19 protein-coding genes are annotated in these 19345 nt (G+C 74.5%); 11 read left to right on the top strand and 8 right to left on the bottom strand.

Going from position 1 to position 19345, the window contains the following annotated elements:
• Positions 1-12: 12 nt before the first annotated feature.
• Positions 13-645, top strand: a complete 633-nt coding sequence (locus HWY08_RS00330; protein ID WP_176062135.1) for a TPM domain-containing protein — start codon at positions 13-15, stop codon at positions 643-645.
• 21 nt (positions 646-666) lie between these two features.
• On the opposite strand, the gene HWY08_RS00325 is transcribed toward HWY08_RS00330, so the two are convergent.
• Positions 667-1014 carry a hypothetical protein gene (locus tag HWY08_RS00325; RefSeq protein ID WP_176062134.1) on the bottom strand — a complete coding sequence of 116 codons (348 nt, stop codon included), beginning with the start codon at positions 1012-1014 and terminating at the stop codon, positions 667-669.
• 205 nt (positions 1015-1219) lie between these two features.
• Here HWY08_RS00325 and HWY08_RS00320 point away from each other — a divergent pair, with 205 nt between their 5' ends.
• Positions 1220-1903 carry a helix-turn-helix domain-containing protein gene (locus tag HWY08_RS00320; RefSeq protein ID WP_176062133.1) on the top strand — a complete coding sequence of 228 codons (684 nt, stop codon included), beginning with the start codon at positions 1220-1222 and terminating at the stop codon, positions 1901-1903.
• 21 nt (positions 1904-1924) lie between these two features.
• Here the strand turns inward: HWY08_RS00320 and HWY08_RS00315 are convergent, their stop codons facing one another.
• Entirely contained in the window at positions 1925-2263 is a 339-nt protein-coding gene (locus HWY08_RS00315; protein ID WP_176062132.1) for a P-II family nitrogen regulator, read from the bottom strand.
• Positions 2264-2491: 228 nt separating this feature from the next.
• On the opposite strand from HWY08_RS00315, the gene HWY08_RS00310 reads away from it, so the two are divergent.
• Positions 2492-3775 carry a cation:proton antiporter gene (locus tag HWY08_RS00310; protein WP_176062131.1) on the top strand — a complete coding sequence of 428 codons (1284 nt, stop codon included), beginning with the start codon at positions 2492-2494 and terminating at the stop codon, positions 3773-3775.
• Positions 3776-3872: 97 nt separating this feature from the next.
• Entirely contained in the window at positions 3873-5333 is a 1461-nt protein-coding gene (locus HWY08_RS00305; RefSeq protein ID WP_176062130.1) for an ammonium transporter, read from the top strand.
• Positions 5334-5402: 69 nt separating this feature from the next.
• Here HWY08_RS00305 and HWY08_RS00300 read toward each other — a convergent pair whose 3' ends face one another.
• Positions 5403-5819 carry a response regulator gene (locus tag HWY08_RS00300; protein ID WP_176062129.1) on the bottom strand — a complete coding sequence of 139 codons (417 nt, stop codon included), beginning with the start codon at positions 5817-5819 and terminating at the stop codon, positions 5403-5405.
• Between the two features lie 399 nt (positions 5820-6218).
• Between HWY08_RS00300 and HWY08_RS00295 the strand changes: the two genes are divergently transcribed.
• Both HWY08_RS00295 and HWY08_RS00290 read left to right on the top strand, forming a co-directional pair.
• Positions 6219-7220 carry an HDOD domain-containing protein gene (locus HWY08_RS00295; RefSeq protein ID WP_176062128.1) on the top strand — a complete coding sequence of 334 codons (1002 nt, stop codon included), beginning with the start codon at positions 6219-6221 and terminating at the stop codon, positions 7218-7220.
• Between the two features lie 116 nt (positions 7221-7336).
• The gene (locus HWY08_RS00290) at positions 7337-8206 is read left to right on the top strand and encodes a hypothetical protein (protein ID WP_176062127.1); all 870 of its coding nucleotides are present in this window, start codon (positions 7337-7339) and stop codon (positions 8204-8206) included.
• Between the two features lie 11 nt (positions 8207-8217).
• Here the strand turns inward: HWY08_RS00290 and HWY08_RS00285 are convergent, their stop codons facing one another.
• Positions 8218-9393 carry a patatin-like phospholipase family protein gene (locus HWY08_RS00285; RefSeq protein ID WP_176062126.1) on the bottom strand — a complete coding sequence of 392 codons (1176 nt, stop codon included), beginning with the start codon at positions 9391-9393 and terminating at the stop codon, positions 8218-8220.
• A gap of 71 nt (positions 9394-9464) precedes the next feature.
• Positions 9465-10190 (bottom strand): DUF72 domain-containing protein, encoded by a 726-nt coding sequence (locus HWY08_RS00280; protein ID WP_176062125.1) that lies wholly within the window; start codon positions 10188-10190, stop codon positions 9465-9467.
• A 56-nt stretch (positions 10191-10246) separates the two neighbouring features.
• Between HWY08_RS00280 and HWY08_RS00275 the strand changes: the two genes are divergently transcribed.
• Positions 10247-10768 carry an OmpA family protein gene (locus tag HWY08_RS00275; RefSeq protein WP_176062124.1) on the top strand — a complete coding sequence of 174 codons (522 nt, stop codon included), beginning with the start codon at positions 10247-10249 and terminating at the stop codon, positions 10766-10768.
• A gap of 93 nt (positions 10769-10861) precedes the next feature.
• On the top strand, positions 10862-11887 hold the full coding sequence (locus HWY08_RS00270) for a YihY/virulence factor BrkB family protein (RefSeq protein ID WP_176062123.1): 1026 nt from the start codon (positions 10862-10864) through the stop codon (positions 11885-11887).
• Here the strand turns inward: HWY08_RS00270 and HWY08_RS00265 are convergent, their stop codons facing one another.
• Together HWY08_RS00265 and HWY08_RS00260 are read right to left on the bottom strand one after the other, a co-directional pair.
• Positions 11888-13552 (bottom strand): acyl-CoA dehydrogenase family protein, encoded by a 1665-nt coding sequence (locus HWY08_RS00265; RefSeq protein WP_176062122.1) that lies wholly within the window; start codon positions 13550-13552, stop codon positions 11888-11890.
• Positions 13553-13635: 83 nt separating this feature from the next.
• On the bottom strand, positions 13636-13815 hold the full coding sequence (locus HWY08_RS00260; protein WP_176062121.1) for a hypothetical protein: 180 nt from the start codon (positions 13813-13815) through the stop codon (positions 13636-13638).
• Between the two features lie 257 nt (positions 13816-14072).
• On the opposite strand from HWY08_RS00260, the gene HWY08_RS00255 reads away from it, so the two are divergent.
• Entirely contained in the window at positions 14073-15008 is a 936-nt protein-coding gene (locus HWY08_RS00255; RefSeq protein ID WP_235969376.1) for an endonuclease/exonuclease/phosphatase family protein, read from the top strand.
• Positions 15009-15032: 24 nt separating this feature from the next.
• Here the strand turns inward: HWY08_RS00255 and glgX are convergent, their stop codons facing one another.
• Positions 15033-17159, bottom strand: a complete 2127-nt coding sequence (gene glgX, locus HWY08_RS00250; protein WP_176062119.1) for a glycogen debranching protein GlgX — start codon at positions 17157-17159, stop codon at positions 15033-15035.
• Between the two features lie 101 nt (positions 17160-17260).
• Here glgX and fdhD point away from each other — a divergent pair, with 101 nt between their 5' ends.
• Both fdhD and HWY08_RS00240 read left to right on the top strand, forming a co-directional pair.
• Positions 17261-18094 (top strand): formate dehydrogenase accessory sulfurtransferase FdhD, encoded by an 834-nt coding sequence (gene fdhD, locus HWY08_RS00245; RefSeq protein ID WP_176062751.1) that lies wholly within the window; start codon positions 17261-17263, stop codon positions 18092-18094.
• A gap of 86 nt (positions 18095-18180) precedes the next feature.
• Positions 18181-19332, top strand: a complete 1152-nt coding sequence (locus HWY08_RS00240; RefSeq protein ID WP_176062118.1) for an ABC transporter substrate-binding protein — start codon at positions 18181-18183, stop codon at positions 19330-19332.
• Positions 19333-19345 lie beyond the last annotated feature (13 nt).

The following is a 19345-nucleotide window of genomic DNA, read 5'->3' as shown; positions in this document are numbered from 1 at the left end:
GGGGGTGAACCGATGATGGAGCGCTTCTTCGGCGAGGAGGCGCGCGCGCGCGTGGAGGCGGCCGTCCGCGAGGCGGAGGCGCGCAGCGCCGGCCAGATCGTCCCGGTGGTGGTGGAGCGCTCCGACGGCTACCCGGAGGCGCGGTTCCGCGGGGCTCTCCTGGCGGCGGCGCTGGCCACGGCGCTCGTGCTCGTGCTGCACGTCCCGCTCACGCTGGCGGAGCTGGTGCTCCTGCAGCTCGGCGCCGGGCTCGCGGGCGCGCTCCTGGCGCTGTGGGACCCGGTGGAGCGCCTGCTGGCCGGGCGGGCGGAGCGCGCGCTCGCCACGCGCGACCGCGCGCTGCGCGCCTTCCACGAGCACGGGCTGCACCGGACGGCCGCGGGGACCGGCGTCCTCGTCTTCGCCTCGCTCTTCGAGCGCCGCGCGATCGTCATGGGGGACCACGGCATCCACGCCCGCATGGGCGACGAGGCGTGGCAGCGCGCGGTCGACGCCCTCACCGCCGGCATGCGCCGCGGCGATCCCGCGGCGGGGTTCTGCGAGGCCATCGCGCTCTGCGGCGGGAAGCTCGCGGAGCACTTTCCGCGGGGGCCGGACGCGCCGGGGAACGAGCTCGCCGACGGGCTGCGCACCAGCCGGACCTGACCGGCCCGCCGCGACCGAGCGCTAACCCCGGACGGCGGCGGCGCGCGGCACGAGCAGGGAGAGCGTGAGCACCCCGTCGGCGCTGCAGGCCGACGCCAGCGCGACGCCGTGCGCGCGCGCCACGGGCTCGACCCGCGGCAGCGCGATGGCGAGCCCGGCGCGGCGGAGCGTCACCTCGAGCTGCGGGCCGCGGCGCTCCACCTGCACCGCGACCGGCCCGGCCGCGGGCGCCTCGGCCAGCGCCGTGAGATCGCGCACCAGGCGGCCCTCGGCGTCCGGCTCCGGGGGGGCGAGCAGGGCCACCTCGGTCACCTGCTGCGGCTGCGCCGTGACGGGGGGATCCAGGTGGTAGGCGACGACGCTCGGCACGGCTTCCTCGCTCGGAGAGGCGCCATCCGAGCGGCGCCCTCCATGCTCGAACCTGGGGGTGCATGTGCGCACAAAGTAGCGCCCCGATGGGCAGGGTTCCGCGCGCCCGGGTCGGCCAGGTCATCCCCGGGCGCGGCCTCGCCGCGGCGCGCCGGGCGCCGGCTGTGTCGTTGACAACCCGTCCGCTCCTGCGGATAACGGCGGCATGAAGACCTCCCAGGAGAGCGGCCGCAGCGCGAAGGGCCGCGGCGGCGCGCGCAAGCCGTCCCGCGACGCCGCGCCCGCCGCGGTCACGCCCGAGGTCGCCCCGGTGACGGCGGCCACCACCGACCTGGCGCCGGTCGTGGGCGCGAACCTGCGGCGCCTGCGCGTGAAGCGCGGCCTCTCGCTCGAGAAGCTGTCCAAGCTCTCCGGCGTCTCCCGCGCCATGCTGGGGCAGATCGAGCTCGGCCAGAGCGCGCCGACCATCAACGTGCTGTGGAAGATCTCGACCGCGCTCGGCGTGCCCTTCTCGGGCCTCATCGGGCAGCGGCAGGCGGGCGGCGTCCTCGTCCTGCGCTCCGATCAGGCGAAGACGCTCACCAACCACGACGGCACCTACAGCTCGCGCGCCCTCTTCCCGTTCGACGAGCCGCGGCGGGTCGAGTTCTACGAGCTGCGCCTCGCGCCCCACGGCGAGGAGCACGCCGACGGCCACGCCCCCGGCACCACCGAGAACCTGGTGGTGGCCCGGGGCGCGATCGAGATCGACATCGAGGGGGCTCGCCAGCGCCTCGAGCAGGGCGACGCGATCGTGTTCGAGGCGGACACCGCCCACACGTACCGCAACCCGTCGGACGACGAGGCGCTCATGTACCTCGTCATGACCTACGCCGACACCGTCGGGTGACGCCGCGCCGCGCCGGCCGCGCTACAGCGCCTCCTCGCCCCGCTCGCCGGTGCGGATCCGGATCGCCTCCTCCACCGGCGTGATGAAGATCTTCCCGTCGCCGATGCGGCCGGTCTTGGAGACGCGCTCGATGGTCTCGACGAGACGCCCCACCAGCTGATCGGGCACCACCACCTCGACCTTCACCTTGGGGAGAAAGTCGACGACGTACTCGGCCCCCCGGTAGAGCTCGGTGTGGCCCTTCTGCCGGCCGAAGCCCTTGACCTCGGTGGCGGTGAGCCCGGCCACGCCGAGCTCGGTGAGCGCCTGCTTGACCTCGTCCAGCTTGAACGGCTTGATGACGGCCTCGACCTTCTTCACGGTGCACCTCGTGGGAGAGCAGACGATGGAGGACGCCCGATGCAACGGGCGCGCCCGGTCGCCGGCAGCGCCCGCGCGGCGCCCCGGCGTGCGTCGCGGCGTTCGCCGGCCGCCGCCTGCCCGCCCAGCGTGCGGGGGCGTGCCTGGCGCGCGAGCACCGCCGCGGCGGCCCGCGGATCGCCGGCGCCCCGGCCTCGCGCTGGAGCGGGCCTTGCACGAAAGGGAGCCATGACAGCCACACTCCTGGTCGCGCTCATCGTCGTGCTCGTCGCGGCCAAGCTGGGCGGCGCGCTCGCGGAGGCGCTCGGCCAGCCGGCGGTGCTCGGGGAACTCCTGGCCGGCATCGGGCTCGGTGCCCTGCCGCTCGCCGGCGTGCGCGCGCTCGAGTTCATCCCGGGCGACGCCACCGTCGCCGCGCTGGCGGAGCTGGGTGTCATCCTGCTCCTCTTCGAGGTGGGGCTCTCCACGCGCCTCGCCGACCTGCTCCAGGTCGGCGTCTCGGCGCTCCTCGTCGCCACCGTCGGCGTCGCCGTGCCGATGGTCCTCGGCTGGCTGGCCGGGCGCTGGCTGCTCCCCGGCGCGCATCCTTACGTGCCGCTCTTCCTGGGCGCGACCCTGTGCGCCACCAGCGTCGGCATCACAGCCCGCGTCCTCGCCGACCTCGGCCGCGTGGCGACGCCCGAGGGGCGCATCATCCTCGGCGCGGCAGTGATCGACGACGTCATGGGCCTGCTCGTACTCGCCGTCATCATCGGGATGGTGGGGGGTGGCGCCGGCGGCGCGGGGGGCGGCGCGCTCCGCCAGGCGGCGCTCGCCACCGGCAAGGCGGTCGCGTTCCTCGGCGGCGCGCTGGTGCTGGGCCGGTGGCTGGCGCCGCGCCTGTTCCGGATGGCGGCGCGGCTCAGGGGGCGCGGCGTGCTCCTCACCGCCGCGCTCGTCACCTGCCTCGCGCTCGCCTGGGCGGCGCACCTGGCCGGCCTGGCCCCGATCGTCGGCGCGTTCGCGGCCGGGCTGGTGCTGGAGGGGGTGCCGTTCCGGGAGCTGCTCCCCGGCGGCGACGACCTGGAGCGCCTGCTGCTGCCGCTCTCGGCCATCCTGGTGCCCATCTTCTTCGTCCGCATGGGGCTCCTGGTGAACGTCGGCCAGCTGGCGGGCGGGGAGCTGGGGCTCGCGGCGGCGCTCACGGCCGCGGCCATCGTGGGCAAGCAGGCCTGCGCGCTGGCGGTGGTGACGCCCGGCGCGGATCGGCTGGCGGTCGGGCTCGGGATGATCCCGCGCGGCGAGGTGGGCCTCATCTTCGCCGGCATGGGGCTCACGCTGCGGGTCGGCGGGCGGCCGGTGATGGGGCCGGGCGAGTTCGCGGCGGTGGTGGCGATGGTGCTCGCGACCACGCTCGTCACGCCGCCGCTGCTGCGCTGGCGGCTCGGGCGCCGGATTGCCAGCGGCGCGGGGGACGCGCGGCCGGCCGATGCTGGCGCGGCGAGCACCGCGCTGCCCAGCGGCCGGTCATGAGCCTGGGCGGCGCGCGGGAAACCGCCGCCGCGTGGCTCCGGGCCCGGCGGCACGGCCGCTGCAGTCGAGCGCTCCCGCCTACCCACCAGGAGACGCCATGGCCGACCCGACCCTCCCCGAGCTCGCGAAGCAGCTCACCGACACTCAGAACGCCCTCAACATCGTCTGGACGATGGTGGCGGGCTTCCTCGTCATGTTCATGCAGGCCGGCTTCGCGCTGGTCGAGACGGGGCTCACCCGCGCCAAGAACGCTGCGCACACGATGGGGATGAACTTCCTCGTCTACGCCATCGGCATCATCGGCTTCTACTTCGTCGGCTTCGGGCTGCAGATGGGCGGCGTCGGCCCGGTGTTCGGGGAGAACGCGATCCTCGCCAAGGAGTTCGTGATCGACATCGGGGGGAAGCCGTTCGGCCTGTTCGGCATGACGGGCTTCGGGCTGCACCCGCTGTCGCTCTTCACGGCGGGGGTCGCGACGACGTTCCTCTTCCAGATGTGCTTCATGGACACGACCTGCACCATCCCCACCGGCGCGGCGGCCGAGCGGTGGAAGTTCACCTCGTTCGTGATCTTCAGCTTCGTCATCTCGACCGTCATCTACCCCGTGTACGCGAACTGGGTCTGGGGCGGCGGCTGGCTCTCCCAGCTCGGCGCCAACTTCGGGCTCGGCCACGGGCACGTCGACTTCGCCGGCAGCTCGGTCGTGCACATGACCGGCGGCGTGATGGCGCTCGTCCTGGCGAAGATGATCGGGCCGCGCGCCGGGAAGTACGGCGCCGACGGGCGCATCCACCCCATCGCGCCGCACAGCATCCCGCAGGTCATGCTCGGCACCTTCATCCTCGCCTTCGGCTGGTTCGGCTTCAACGCGGGCTCGACCCTGTCCGGCATGGACACGCGCCTCGCCGTGGTGGCGACGAACACCATGATCGCGAGCGCGACCGGCGCCTTCGCCGCCTACCTGTACGTCAAGGCCAAGTGGGGCAAGCCGGATCCGTCCTGGCTCGCGAACGGCATGCTGGCCGGTCTCGTCGCCATCACCGCGCCGTGCGCGTTCGTCTCGGCCTGGGCGGCCGCGGTCATCGGCCTCGTCTCCGGCGTGCTGGTGGTGGCGGCGGCGGTGTTCATCGACACGAAGCTCAAGATCGACGATCCGGTCGGCGCCTCGGCGGTGCACGGCGTGAACGGCGCGTGGGGCATCCTCTCCCTCGGGCTCTTCGCGAACGGCGTCTACGGTCAGGGCCTCAACGGCGTGGCCAGGGGCGTGACCGGCCTCTTCTACGGGGACGCCGGGCAGCTCATCGCGGAGCTGATCGGGATCGCGGCCAACGTGCTGTACGTGGCCCCGCTCGCGGCGCTCGCGTTCTACCTGATCGGCAAGATCGTCGGGAACCGCGTCTCGCTGGAGGACGAGGTCAACGGCCTCGATCTCCCGGAGATGGGCGTGCACGGGTACTCGAGCGACGGCGGCCCGATGCCGGCCGGCGCCGCGCGCCCGGTCGCGCAGGGTGCGCTCGGCGGCGCGGCGGTCGCGAAGCCCGTGGCCAGCACGTTCTAGCGTTCCGCGCCAGGTTCCAGGGCGCTCGCGAGGGAGGGGCCGCTCCACCGGGGCGGCCCCCTCGTCGCTTCAGCCGTGCGCGGCGACCTGCGGCGCGGGCGTCTCGCAGGCCGGCGCGGAGGCGGCCGTGACCCGCTCCAGCGCGCGGAGGAGGACCTTGAGCTCGAAGGGCTTCGCGAACGCGTCCGCGGCCCCGAGCGCCTGGGCCGCCTGCTGGAGGCGGCCGTCGGCGGTGAGGACCACCACCGGGATGGCGGCCAGGCGAGGATCGCGGAGCTGCGCGGCGCGGAAGTCCCGCCCGTCCATCACCGGCATCATGAGATCGAGGAGGATGACCGCGGGCCGGAGCCCCGCGCGGAGGGCGCCGAGCGCCTCCTGGCCGTCGGCGGCGCACGCCACCAGGTAGCCCTCGTCCTCGAGGATCGAGCAGAGCGCCGAACGGATGTCGGGATCGTCCTCGACCACCAGGATCGTGCTCACCGCCATACCCTCCGGCCCCGAACCATCCCCGCGGTCAGCCCTCACTGACAGTTATGCACCGCAGCATGGGCACGGCACCCCCCACCCCTGAGCCTCCCCAACCGGGCGCCTCACCCGGCTTGACACCAGGGCGCAAGGCCGTTCGCGGAGGGGCCCGGCCGAGCGCGGCTCGCCCCACCGGGAGGCCAGGTCCGCCGGACGGGACGGCGCTCGTACGCACCCTCGGTGGCAATCCGCCCGGTGTGCGCCAAGGTAGGCGGGCTCCGGCTCGCCTTGCTGCACGGCGGGCGCGGGTGCTAAGCGAAACACGTGCTGGGCTGGCTCCGCCACCTCGTGGAACGCCGCCGTGGCCCTCGCCACGGCCGAGGCCAGCCGCTCCACCGCACGGACGCTCCGCCCGCGCCCGTGGCACCGCCGGACGCTGGCCCGCACGCCGAGGCGGCGGCCGGGGAGGAGGCGGGCGGCTTCGCGCCGTTCGCGCGCGCGCTCGGCATGCCCGAGCCCGCCGAGCCGGCGCCGCTCGCGGACGAGGAGGAGCTCGAGGAGGAGCGCCTGGCCTCCCTCGTGCGCGAGCGGTTCGCCGAGGCGCGCCCCGAGCCCGCCTCGTTCCCGGCCATCGCGCTGCAGATCCTGAACCTCGCCGCCTCGCCGGAGGCGGAGGTGGCCGAGCTGGCGCGGCTGGTGGCGCGCGATCCCGCGCTGAGCGCGGGGGTCCTGTCGGTGGCGAACTCGGCCGCCTACCGCGGCGTGCAGGAGCTCGAGACGGTGCGGGATGCGGTGGCGAGGCTCGGGCTCACCGAGGTGGGCCGGGTGGCGGCGGCGGTCTCGGCGCGCACGCTCTTCAGCCCGCGGGCCCGCGCCGAGCAGGTCGCGCACGGCGCGCGCTGGAACGCGCTCTTCGCGCACGCGGTGGCGGTGGGGTCGGCGGCGGCGGCGCAGGCGCTCGGCCACCGCGGGGCGAACTCGGACCGCGCCTACCTGGGCGGCCTCCTGCACGACGTCGGCAAGTCGCTCGCGCTGCGGGCGGTGGCCGGCCTGCTCGCGGAGGGGCGGATCGCGGGCCTCGGGCCCACGCGCCTCGAGCGGCTGCTCGACCGCGTCCACGTGGAGCTCGGGGCCGAGGCGCACCAGGTGTGGTCCCTGCCGCAGTACCTCACCGTGCTCTGCGTCCGCCACCACGACCAGGCCGTGCCGGCCGAGGAGGAGTTCGTCGACCTGCACCTCGTCCGGCTCACCTCGGCCCTGGCGGACGTGCGCGAGCCGCTCTTCGCGGCGCGGGCCGCGCGGGAGGTGGTGCAGAGCGCGGGCGCGCTCGGGCTCGACCCGTACGCGGTGCGGGCGCTGGCGGGGGAGGTCCGGCGGGCCGAGGAGCGCGCCGTGCTCACCTTCGGCGCCCCGGCGCGCTGAGCGGCCCTCCCCCGCGCCGCGGGGCTCGAGCGCGAGGTACCCGGAGCGGTCCTTGAGCCGCGGCGCGCCCGCGGGCAGGCTTGGGCCACTCCCAGCATCCACCAGGAGGAAACCCGATGATCTCGCTCCGCGTCACCGCCGCGGCGCTGCTCGCGGCGAGCGCCCCCGCCGCGGCGCTGGCCCAGGAGAGCGTGCTCGACCAGCCGGTCGAGAAGGAGGGCTGGCCCACCGAGCTTACCCGCCGGCCGCTCACCCTGGCCGAGGGGATGTTCGAGATCACCCTGCCGCTCGGGGTCGGGCTCGGCCAGGAACGCACCGGGAGGCCCGTCTTCCTCGCGCCCGCCTTCTACTACGGCGTGAGCGACGCGCTCACGGTCGGCGTGCGGCACTTCCAGGGGCTGTGCCTCTCGGGCGGGCCCGAGTGCCCCAAGGTCTACGGCGACGTGTCGCTCGACTCGCTCTGGAGCGCCTGGCGCGGCGCCTCCACCGATCTCGCCGTGGGGGTGGCGCTCGCCGCCTCGCCGGTGACGGACCCGCTGGCGCTCTCGGTGGAGGGGCGCCTCGTCGCACGGCTGCGCGGGGGGCCGGCCTCCCTGACCGTCGCGCCGTCGCTCGAGGTCGGCGTGACACACCGTGACGACGCGCTGGTGCGGAACGAGCCGCTCGCCTTCCCCCTCGCCACCACCAGCTTCGGCTTCTACCAGACCGTCGCGCGCAACCGCGAGCTGCTCCGCGTCCCGGTGACGCTGGCGGTGCAGGCCTCGCCGCGGCTGGCGGTGGCGGCGGCGGCCTCGCTCGACGGGCCGCTCGACGGCTTCTCGGACGCGTACCGGATCCCGGTGGGCGCCGCGGCCGTGCTCTCGCCCAGCCGGATGTGGGACGTGGGCGTGAGCTTCACGTTCCTCGATCTGCTCGGCCCGCGGCGGGCGGGGATCGATCGCGCCGACCGGCGCGGGGCGCAGGCGTTCGTGAGCTACCGGATGTAGCGGCGCCCCGGCTACGGGCCGCCGCCGCTGGCGAGGCGCTCCCGCTCCGGCTCCAGGAATGCCTGCACCTCGACCCGGCGCCGCATGGTGTCGGCGTAGCCGAGCTCCATGAGGCGGTTCACGTACTCGGGCTCGAAGGCGAGGTAGCTCAGGAGCTCGGCGCCGGTCTCGCCGGTGGCGCCGATGCCCTTCAGCAGGTACCGGAGCATGCGGGGGAAGCGCGTGTACTGGTCGGCGGCGAGCGTGCCCAGGTCCTGGCTCGGTCGCAGCACGAGGCACGTGACCGCGCGGAGCGGCTGCGCCGCCGTGCCGCGCTGCTCGGGCGGGATGAAGGCCACCGTCCGGTTCACGCGCTCGAGCCGCTCCAGGTCGGACTCCAGCGCGTCGAGGAAGATGGCGTCGAGCAGCACGCCCGCGATCTCCGACATGGGCAGGAACTCGCGGCGCGGCGCGCGGCTCCGCTCCGGCGGCAGCTCGACGGGCCGCGGGAACTGCACGCCGATGGCGAGGATCCGGTCCGCGCCGAGGTGGATGGCGGGCGAGAGCGGCGCGGGCATCCGCACGCAGCCGTCGCCGTAGAACAGCCCGCGGACCTTCACCGGCGGGAAGAAGATGGGGATGGCGGTGGAGGCGAGCACGTGCGGCAGCCGCAGCCGCTGGCGGACCGCGATGCGCGTGCTCCGGTACCAGGGCTGCAGCTCGCGGACCCCGTCGAAGAAGGTGACGCCGAGGCCGGAGGTGTAGCTCGTGGCGGAGACCGCCACGCCGCGCAGCGCGCCGGAGCGGAAGTGCTGTGACAGGCGCGAGAAGGGCAGCGTGCGCGCGAGGAGCGCGCGCAGGGGCTCCGTGTCGAGCAGGTAGTTCATGCGGGGGGAGCCCAGCAGGCCTCCCGCCGACAGGTCCTTGAACCAGCGGGTGCTGATCCCGAGCAGGCGCCGGGTGTCGGTGCGGTAGACGCGGTCCGGGGTGAGGGTGCGCCACACGCCGGCGAGCTGCTCCACGGCGACGGGGAACTCGTCGGCCCCGGAGGCGAGGGAGGTGGCGTTGATGGCGCCCGCCGAGACCCCGGCGTAGATGCTGAACGGCGAGCGCGACCCGCGCCACAGGTCCCCGACGGCGCGGAGGGCCCCCACCTGATACGCCGCGCGGGCCCCGCCTCCCGTGAGGACCAACGCCAGCTCGGGCATGCCGCGAGCCTACCATCGCCCGGCGGCCGAGCGGGAGGTGCCCCTTTGGCCGTGTCCGCTCGCGTCCGACCTCAGGCCCCCGCCGGATGGGCGGGCGCCCCGGCGCGCAGCAGCTCCCGCAGGGCCAGCGCGAAGGCGGGGCCGCGGGCCTCGTCCTCGTGCTTGAAGTAGACGAACGCCTCCCGCCAGGGCTGCGCCTGGAGGCGCTCCGCCCACCGGCCGAGGTCGGCCGGGCCGTACCACGCCCGCCGCAACCGGAGGTACCCGAAGGAGGTCGTGGTCACGAGCAGCGGGCGTGTCTCGTCGGTCTCGGCGGCGCACAGCGCCGCCCCGGCGTCGGCGAGCGCCCCCAGGACCTGGTCGTGGAACCACGAGGGGTGGCGAAACTCGAACGCGCTCGCGGCGCCGCGCGGGAGCAGGGCGAGGAAGTCGCGCAGCCGCGGCAGGTCGCGGGCGAGGGTGGGCGGGAGCTGGTACAGCACCGGGCCGAGCGCCTCGCCCAGCTCGGCGGTCGCGCGCGACCAGGCGGCGAGGAGCGCGTCGGCGCCGCGCAGCTGCGCCTGGTGCGTGATGCGCCGCGGCGCCTTGAGGGCGAAGGTGAAGCCCGCCGGCACCTGCGCGCGCCAGCCGGCCAGGAGCTCGGGCCGCGGCATCCGGTAGAAGGTCGCGTTCGCCTCGACGGTGTCGAGGCGCGAGGCGTAGTGGGCGAGCCGCGCGCCGGCGGGCAGGCGCGGCGGGTAGAAGACGCCGTTCCAGGCCGCGTAGCTGAAGCCGCTCGTCCCGGTGAGCACGCGCACGGAGAGCCTCTTCCGGATAAGCTCTGCATCCTGACCTTCACCCTGGAGAGCACCGCATGGGACGTTTCACGACACGCCTCGCCTTCCTCGCCCTGGTCCTGCTCGCCGCGCGCCCCGCGCCGGCGCAGACCGCGTGGGACCTCGGCAAGAAGGCCGTCGGGGGGGCGGCCGCCGGGAAGCTGGAGAAGCAGATCAACACCCGGCTCCTCGACGAGAGCCGCAAGAACCAGTGCTCGTTCAAGACCGACTCCGACGAGCTGGCGCCGGGGTGCGATCAGAAGGCGCGTCGGCTGGCGCAGGCGGTCGTCGACGCGAAGAAGCGGCTCGAGGCGGCCGGCGTGAGGAGCTTCAAGTTCGAGGTCTCCGGTCACACCGACTCCTCCGGCAGCGCGGCGCACAACAAGGAGCTCTCGCAGAAGCGCGCCGAGCGCATGCGGAAGGAGCTCGTGGCGAAGGGCGTGCCCGAGAGCGACGTGACGGCCGTGGGCCTGGGCTCGGAGCGGCCGCTGGTGAAGCGCGACGACACCCCCGCCAAGAAGGCGAAGAACCGGCGCTACGAGGTGCGCGTGCGGCTCTGACCGCCGCCGGCCCGGCGAGCGCCAGGCGGGCGCGCCCCGCTCGCCGGCGCCGCCGTGCGTAACTTGACGGGGGACGACTCGCAGGAGGTCCGCGTGCGCTTCCCCGGCAAGGGCATGGGTTGGAAGGAGTTCGCCGTCGCGTTCAAGGACGAGCTGACGCGCGACATGATCACCGACTGGGCGGGCGCCGTCACCTACTCCGGCGTGATGGCGCTCTTCCCGTTCCTCCTCTTCCTGGTGGCGCTGGCGAGCCTGGTCATCACGCCCGACCAGGCGGAGCAGATCGTGCAGCAGCTCGGCCAGATCGCGCCGGCGAACGTGACCCAGATCCTCGGCGACCGGATCCGCGCCGTCGCCTCCGACTCCAAGACGGGGCTCCTCACGGTGGGCGCGGTCGTCGCCCTGTGGAGCGCCTCCAGCGGCGTGGCCGAGGTGCAGCGCGCGCTCAACATCATCTACGGCGTGCAGGAGGGGCGCCCGTTCTGGAAGGCGCGCGGCCTGGCGCTGCTCATGACGCTCGTGGCCGGCGCCATCGCGCTGGTGGCGGGGGTGGTGGCGGTGGCGGCCGGCCCCATCGGCGACGCCATCGGCGGGCCGCTCGGCACGGCGCTCACCTGGCTCCGGTTCCCGGTGGCGGGCGTCCTCATGATGTTCCTGTGGGCGCTGCTCTACTACGTCCTCCCGGACGTGGAGCAGGACTTCAAGTTCATCACGCCCGGCTCGGTGATGGGCGTCGTGCTGTGGGTGATCGCCTCCTGGGGCTTCTCGCAGTACGTCGCCCACTTCGGCAGCTACGACGCCACCTACGGCTCCGTCGGCGGCGCGATCGTCATGCTGCTGTGGATGTGGCTCTCGTCGCTCGTCTTGCTCGCCGGGGCGGAGGCGAACGCGGTCATCGAGCACAAGTCCGAGGAGGGGAAGCGCGCCGGCGCGAAGCGGCTCGCCGACTCCGGGGCGAGCGGGACGAAGACCGAGGTGGAGGAGCCGCTGGAGCCGGCCGGCGCCTTCTCCCGCGGGGAGGCGGCCGGGCGCGCCGCCGCGAGCGCGCGCGGCCGCGCCCTGGCCGGCCTGGCGGCGCTGGTCGGGGCGGCGCTGTGGCTGCGCCGGCGCGAGGTGTGATCACCCGCCGGCGAGCGCCGCCGCGCCGGCGGCGTCCGGCTCGTCCGCCAGCAGGTCCACCCCGTTCCGCGCCAGCCGCCGGGCCGCCGCCGCCGCGCGGCCGCCGCGCCCGGCGTCGAGGCAGCCCTGGGCGTGGGCGCACAGGAGCGCCAGCTCGAGCGCGCGACCGAGCGTGAGCGCCAGCCGGCGCGCGCCCGCCTCCCGGGCCGCGGGCGCGCCCGCGGTCCGGTCGAGCCACGCCAGGGCGTGCTCCAGCGCGCGCAGCGCCGCCTCCGCGGGCGCCCGCAGCGACGGGTCGCGCGCGGCCGCGGCGGCGGCCCGCAGCTCGCCCGCGAGCGCCGGCAGCGCGCCCTCGGGCGCGAGCGCCCGCAAGAGGTCGAGGGCGAGCACGTTGGTGGTGCCCTCCCAGATCGGGAGCACCTGCGCGTCGCGCAGGAGCCGGGGCAGGCCGGTGTCCTCGACGTAGCCCGCGCCGCCGAAGCACTCCAGCGCCTCCGAGGCGACGGCCACCGCCTGCTTGCCGGTGGTGAGCTTCGCGAGCGGCGTGACGGTCCGGAGCGCCAGCAGCTCCGCCGCGGACGCCTCTCCCGCCTCCCGCAGGCCGAGCAGGGCCGCGGCGCGGAAGGCGAGGAGGAACGCTCCCTCCCGCTCCGACTCCAGGCCGGCGAGCGTGTCGGCGTGGAGCGGGCGCTCGAGCAGCGGACCGCCGAAGGCGTGCCGCCGCCGGGCGTAGTCCCGCGCGAGCGCCAGCGCCCGCTGCATCCCGGCGGCCGCGCAGACGGAGTTCCACAGCCGGGTCACGTTCAGCATGGAGGCGACGTGCTTGACGCCTTCCGTCAGTCCCGCCACCGGCTCGGCGGCGGCGCCCTCCAGGCCCAGCTCGGCGGTGGGGAGCTTGCGGGTCCCGAGCTTCTCCTTCAGGCGGTGCACCACCATGCCGTTGGACGCGCCGCTGGCCAGGCGCGTCTCCAGGTAGAACAGCGCGAGCCCGCGGCCGCCGGCTGGGTTGCCCTCGGGGCGCGCCAGCGCGAGCGCCATCTCGGCGGTGGTGGCGGAGCTGAACCACTTCGTGCCCCAGAGCCGCCACCCCGCGCCGTCCTGGCGGGCGACGGTCTCGGTGCCGGAGACGTCGGAGCCGCCGGTCCGCTCCGTCATCCACTGTCCGCTCGTCCAGGCGCGCGCGGGGTCGCGCGAGGTGAGGCGGGGCAGCGCCCGCGCCACCAGCGCGGGGTGCGCCAGGTCGAGCAGGGTCCGCGCGGCGCCGTCGGACATGGCGAGGGGGCAGGAGTAGACGTCGAGCGACGGCTCCACGACGTGCAGGAGCGCGAGCTGGAGCAGGCGCGAGCGCGCGCCCAGCGGGCGCTCGTAGGGGATCGCGACGAGGCCGTGCTCGGCGGCGAGCCGGGCGGCCGCCTTCCACAGCGGCGTCAGCTCGATGGTGTCGACGCGCCGCCCCCAGGCGTCGAACGGGACGTGGCGCGGCTCGGCGCAGCGGTCGGCTTCCTGCAACCGGAGGAGCTCCCCCGCCGCGAGCTCGCCCAGGTGCCGGAGCTCGGGCTCGAACCGGGCCAGCGCGTCGGGGAGCTGGAGGGCGAGGTACTCCTGGAGGAGCGGGTCCGCGGCGTAGGTGTTCTGGAGCTGGGGCGGGCTCTGGAAGAAGGCCATGGAGCGGGAGGTGATCGCCGCGCTGCCGCGGGGCCGCCGAGGATCGGGGCGTCACCCCAACCGGGGGCGCAAAGGGCCGGGAGTCACGGCCGCGGCCGCCGGTCGCGCACCACCTGGCGCTCGGCCTCGGTGGACGCCTCGCGCAGGTTGCGCGCGGCGCGCAGCAGGCGCGCCCAGGTGCGCGCCGTGGAGTGGGCGCGGGCGGCGCGCAGCGCTGCCAGGTAAGTGTCGCGCGCGAGCGTGACCCGGGTGGTGGGCGCCACTTGACCTCCTCGACGAAGCTGGGCGGTGACCGGCCCCAGCCGCGCTCGCGGCGACTCGGGCTCGGAGCCGTGACCTGCTCCACAACAATCATGCTGTGGGGCGATCCTCGCAACGCCCTCGGGGGCGGAAAAGCCTGTTGGGACGCGCGCGAGCGGCCCGCGCCCTCGCCGGCGCGCTCGCGGTTGGGGGTCCTCTCGGGTTGCGGGCGAGAGGGCGGGCACGGCGCCGGGCGCCGCCGATGCCTTATGATCCCGCCGTGCCGCGCTCCCCGCTGCGGGTGATGAGCTACAACGTCCGCTACTTCGGGCACGGGCTGCGCGGCCTCGCCTCGACCCGCGCCGCGCAGCGGCGCATCGCGACGCGCCTGGCGGTGCTCGAGCCGCTGGCGGACGTGGTCTGCCTCCAGGAGATCGAGACCATCTCGCTCCGGTCCCGGGTGGCCTTCCGCGGCCGGCGCGGCGAGACCCAGCTCGAGGCGTTCATGCACGAGCTCGAGGCCGCCTTCGCGGGCGACGCGCGCACCTCGCCCTACGAGAGCTTCTACTTCCGGGCGCACGTCAACCAGCTGCGGGGCGTGCCCATCTACACCACCGGCCTCGCCATCCTGGTGCACCGCGACCGGCTGGCCGTCGACCACCACAACGTGGAGTCGCCGGAGCACATCACCCACCACCACGTGGAGCGCTGGAAGGATCGCAAGCAGACCCGCATCTGCGCGCACATGCGCGTCCGCACGCCCGCCGGCCCGCTCCACGTGTTCAACACCCACCTGTCGCTCCCCACGCCCTTCGCGCGCGAGTTCTGGGCGGAGCGGCTCCGCATGGGCTGGGGCCCGAACCAGGTCCACGAGGCGCGCACGCTGGCGGCGTTCGTCCAGCGGCACGCCCGCGGCGAGCCGTTCGTGGTGTGCGGCGATTTCAACTCTGCGCCCGGGTCGCCGGTCTTCCGCCACCTCACCGAGGAGGCGGGCTTCACCTGCGCCGAGCGGGTCTGCGGCCTCTGCACCGGGCTCGACCCGCGCGGCTTCCCCACCGCCGGGTTCATGCGGCTGCGCATGCACCTCGACCACGTGTTCTTCGGGAACGGCGTGCACTGGGTGGACCTCGACGGCACGGCCCGCTTCGGCGATCGCCGCTCGCCGTTCGCGGGGCTCTCCGACCACGTGCCCCTCATCGGCCGGTTGAGGCTGTGAGCGGGGCCCGTCCGGGCGCGCCGGTCACTCCGCCGCCGGGCGCGACAGGACCACCAGCGAGCGTGCGCTCACGTCGACCACGCCGCGGGCGGTGAGGCGGTCCCGCTTGGCGTCGCTGGTGCCGGCGGTGTCGACGAGGATCTCCCACTCCTGGCCCCAGTCGATGTCGGGCAGGGTGTAGGGCACCGCCTCGTGGTGGGCGTTCATGAGCACGAGCAGCGTGTCGCCCACGATGCGCTCGCCGCGCTCGTCGGGGGTGGCGATGGTGTCGCCGCCGAGCAGGTACGCCAGCGAGCGGACGTAGGGCTGGTTCCAGTCCTCCTCCGTCATCGGCTGCCCGTCGGGGCGGAACCAGGCGAGGTCCTCGAGCGAGGAGTCCCGGTAGGTGGCGCCCCGGAAGAAGCGCCGCCGCTGCAGCACGGGCTGGGCGCGGCGCAGGCGCAGCATGCGGATGGTGAAGCCGAGCAGCGCCTCGCGCCGCGGGCCGAGCGCCCAGTCGAGCCAGGAGAGCTCGTTGTCCTGGCAGTAGGCGTTGTTGTTGCCGCCCTGCGTCTTCCCCATCTCGTCCCCGGCGCAGAGCATGGGGACGCCCTGGCCGAGCAGGAGCGTGGCGATGAGGTTGCGCTGCTGGCGGTCGCGCAGCGCGTTCACCGCCGGGTCGTCGGTGTCGCCCTCCACCCCGCAGTTCCAGGAGGCGTTGTCGTCGGCGCCGTCCCGGTTCTGCTCCCCGTTGGCCTCGTTGTGCTTGTGGTCGTACGAGACCAGGTCACGCAGCGTGAAGCCGTCGTGGCAGGTGACGAAGTTCACGGAGGCGAAGATCTTGCGGCCGGCCGCCTGGTAGAGGTCGGCCGAGCCGGTGAGCCGCCGGCCCAGCTCCTGATGCGCGATGTCGCCCTTCCAGAACCGGCGCACCACGTCGCGGAACTTGCCGTTCCACTCCGACCAGCCCACCGGGAACTCGCCCACGTTGTAGCCGCCGGGCCCCACGTCCCACGGCTCGGCGATGAGCTTCACGCGCGCGAGCACCGGGTCCTGGTGGCAGGCCTGCAGGAAGTTGCCGCGCGGGTTGAAGTGGAACGGGTCGCGGGCGAGGGTGGTGGCGAGGTCGAAGCGGAAACCGTCGACGTGCAGCTCCGTGACCCAGTGGCGGAGCGAGTCCATGACGAGCTTCAGCGTCTGCGGCTCGGGGACGTTGAGGCTGTTCCCGGTGCCGGTCGAGTCCCAGTAGTGCCGCAGGTCCTCGGGGGAGAGGCGGTAGTAGGCGAGGTTGTCGAGCCCCTTCAGCGAGAGCGTCGGGCCGAGGTGGTTCCCCTCCGCGGTGTGGTTGTAGACCACGTCCAGGATGACCTCGATCCCGGCCCGGTGGAGCGCCTTCACCATCTGCTTGAACTCGTTCACCTGCTCGCCGCGCGTGCCGCCGGCGGCGTACCGGTGCTCCGGGGCGAAGAAGGCGAGCGTGCTGTAGCCCCAGTAGTTCCTGAGGCCCTTGTCGGTGAGGTAGGCGTCGTCGGTGAACTCGTGGACCGGCAGGAGCTCCACCGCGGTCACGCCGAGCCGCTTCAGGTGCTCGATGGCCGCCGGGTGCGCGAACCCGGCGTAGGTCCCGCGCAGGGGCTCCGGCACGCCCGGGTGCCGCATGGTGAAGCCGCGGAGGTGCACCTCGTAGATGATGGACTGGTGCAGCGGGTGATCGGGCGGCGCGTCGCCCTCCCAGTCGAAGCCGTCGCCCATCACCACCGCCTTGGGCATGCCGGCGGCGCTGTCGCGGTCGTCGAAGGTGTCGTCGGACTGCCCGAGCTGGTAGGCGAAGACCGGCTGGCGGAAGTCGACCTCGCCGGTGATCGCGCGCGCGTAGGGGTCCACGAGCAGCTTGTTCCCGTTGTAGCGCAGCCCGCGCTTCGGCTCGTACGGGCCGAACGCGCGGACGCCGTACAGCGCGCCCGGGCGCAGCCCCGGGACGTACCCGTGCCAGACGTGGGCCGTCTCCTCGCCCAGCACGACGCGGCGGAGCTCCCTGCGCGGGTCGCGCTCGTCGAAGAGGCAGATCTCCACCCGCTCCGCGCCGCTCGAGTAGACCGCGAAGTTGACGCCCTCGCCGTCGGCGGTCGCGCCGAGGGGGTGGGGCCTGCCCGGCCAGACCTGCTCGCCCATGCCGGAAAGCTAGCCACCGCGCCGCTCGCCGGCGCGCGGGCGTTCGGGCGCCGAGCGCGCCGGCGGGCGATGCGGTAAACACACCCTCGAGGAGGCATCCCATCCCCGCGCGCCACGCCAGCAGACCCGTCCACGACCCCCGCACCGGCGCCGTCCGGGAGGACAGCGTGGCGGTGGAGGAGCCGCTCGAGATCCGCATCTCCGGCGACCCGGTCGCCGTCACCATGCGGACCCCCGGGGACGACGGGGACCTGACCCTCGGCTTCCTCTGGGGCGAGGGCCTCATCGCGTCCCCGGCGGACGTCGGCTCGGTGGCGCACTGCGGGCGGCCCGGCGAGGAGGGCTACGGCAACGTGGTCGAGGTGGCCCCGGGCGCCGGCGTGGCGCTCGCCGTCGAGCGGGTCGAGGCGAGCCGGCGCGGCAGCCTCACCACCGCCGCCTGCGGGGTGTGCGGGCGGCGCAGCGTCGAGGACCTGGTGTCCTGCTGCGCCCCGCTCCCCGCCGGCCCCGCCGTGCCCTGGCCGGTGGTGACGGCGGCGGTGGCGAGCCTGCGCGAGGCGCAGGGCACCTTCGCGCGGACCGGCGGCACCCACGCGGCGGCGGCCCATGACGCGGCGGGTCGCCGGCTGGTGGCGCGCGAGGACGTCGGGCGCCACAACGCGGTGGACAAGGTGGTCGGCGCGCTGCTGCGCGAGGGCCGCCTCGGGCCGGGCGCCCCGGAGGCGGGCCGGCCGGCGCTGCTCGTCGTGAGCGGCCGCGCCAGCTTCGAGATGGTCCAGAAGGCGGCGCGGGCCGGGATCCCCATCCTGGCGAGCGTGTCCGCTCCGACCACGCTGGCGGTGGACCTGGCGCGGGCGGCCGGCCTGACGCTGGCCGGGTTCGTCCGGGGCGAGTCGCTCAACGTCTACGCGCACCCGACCCGGATCGGGCGTTAGCACCCGCCGGGCACGTCGCGCTTGCACCCTTCGTCGGGGCCTCGTACACAGGAGGTTCACGGCTCGCCTCCCCGGAGGAGTCACACATGGTGAATAAGACCTGGATCGCGCTGCTCGCCCTGGCACTGGCCCGGCCGGCCAGCGCGGCGACGGTGAAGCTCGGAGTCATCAACTCGATGACGGGCCCGGAGGCCCCCATCGGCGAGAACCTCACCAACGGCATCAAGCTGGCCCAGGAGGACCTGAAGAAGAAGGGCATCGACGCGCAGCTCGTGTGGGAGGACGACACGGGCAAGCCGCAGATCGGGCTCTCCGCGCTGGAGAAGCTCGCCACCCGCGACAACGTCGCCGGCGTGGTCGGCGCCTACACCTCCGCGGTGACGAGCGCGGTGGCCAAGGCCGCCGAGCGCTACAAGGTGCCCCTGGTGAACCCGGTCGCGTCGAAGGAGGAGATCACGCGCCAAGGGTACAAGTGGGTCTTCCGCGTGTCGGCCACCACCGGCGACTACGCCTCGATCCTGCTCGACATGGCGCTCTCGCTGGGGAAGCCGAAGACCATCGCCATCCTCGGGGAGAACACCGACTTCGGCATCTCCGGCTCGAAGAGCGCCAAGGCGTACGCGGAGAAGAAGGGGCTCAAGGTGGTGTTCGAGGAGGCCTACTCGAAGGGCTCGCCGGACTACCGCTCGACGCTGGTGAAGCTCAAGGGCACGAACCCCGACGTCGTCTTCATGGTGTCGTACGTCGCGGACGCCATCCTGCTCATGCGGCAGTCGCGCGAGATCGGCCTCTCGCCGCAGGCGTTCCTGGGCGCCGGGGCCGGCTTCTCGACGGTCCCGTTCGCGAACGAGAAGGCGATCTCGAACGGCGTCTTCGCCTCGTCGCAGTGGACGCCGCAGGTGAGCTGGCCGGGCGCGAAGGAGTTCAACGACCGGTACGTGAAGCAGTTCGGCAAGCCGCCGACCTACCACGCCGCCACCGCCTACGCCGCGATGATGATCCTGGGGGAGGAGGCCGCCAAGGCGAACGGCGACCGCGAGAAGCTTCGCCAGGGGCTCGACGCGGGCAGCTGGAACGGCGTGGACGGCCCGGTGAAGTTCCAGGACTACGAGGGCTACACCAACCAGAACAAGCACCAGATGCTGGTGGAGCAGGTCCAGGACGGCAAGCACGTCACCGTGTGGCCGCAGGAGCTCGCCGCCGGGAAGGCCGTGTGGCCGTTCCCGGGCTGGAAGTAGCGGAACCGGGCTC

The sequence above is a fragment of the Anaeromyxobacter diazotrophicus genome (assembly GCF_013340205.1).
GTDB lineage: Bacteria > Myxococcota > Myxococcia > Myxococcales > Anaeromyxobacteraceae > Anaeromyxobacter_A > Anaeromyxobacter_A diazotrophicus.
The sequence above is the reverse complement of the archived record's forward strand: the minus strand, read 5'-3'. Positions and strand labels throughout refer to the sequence as shown.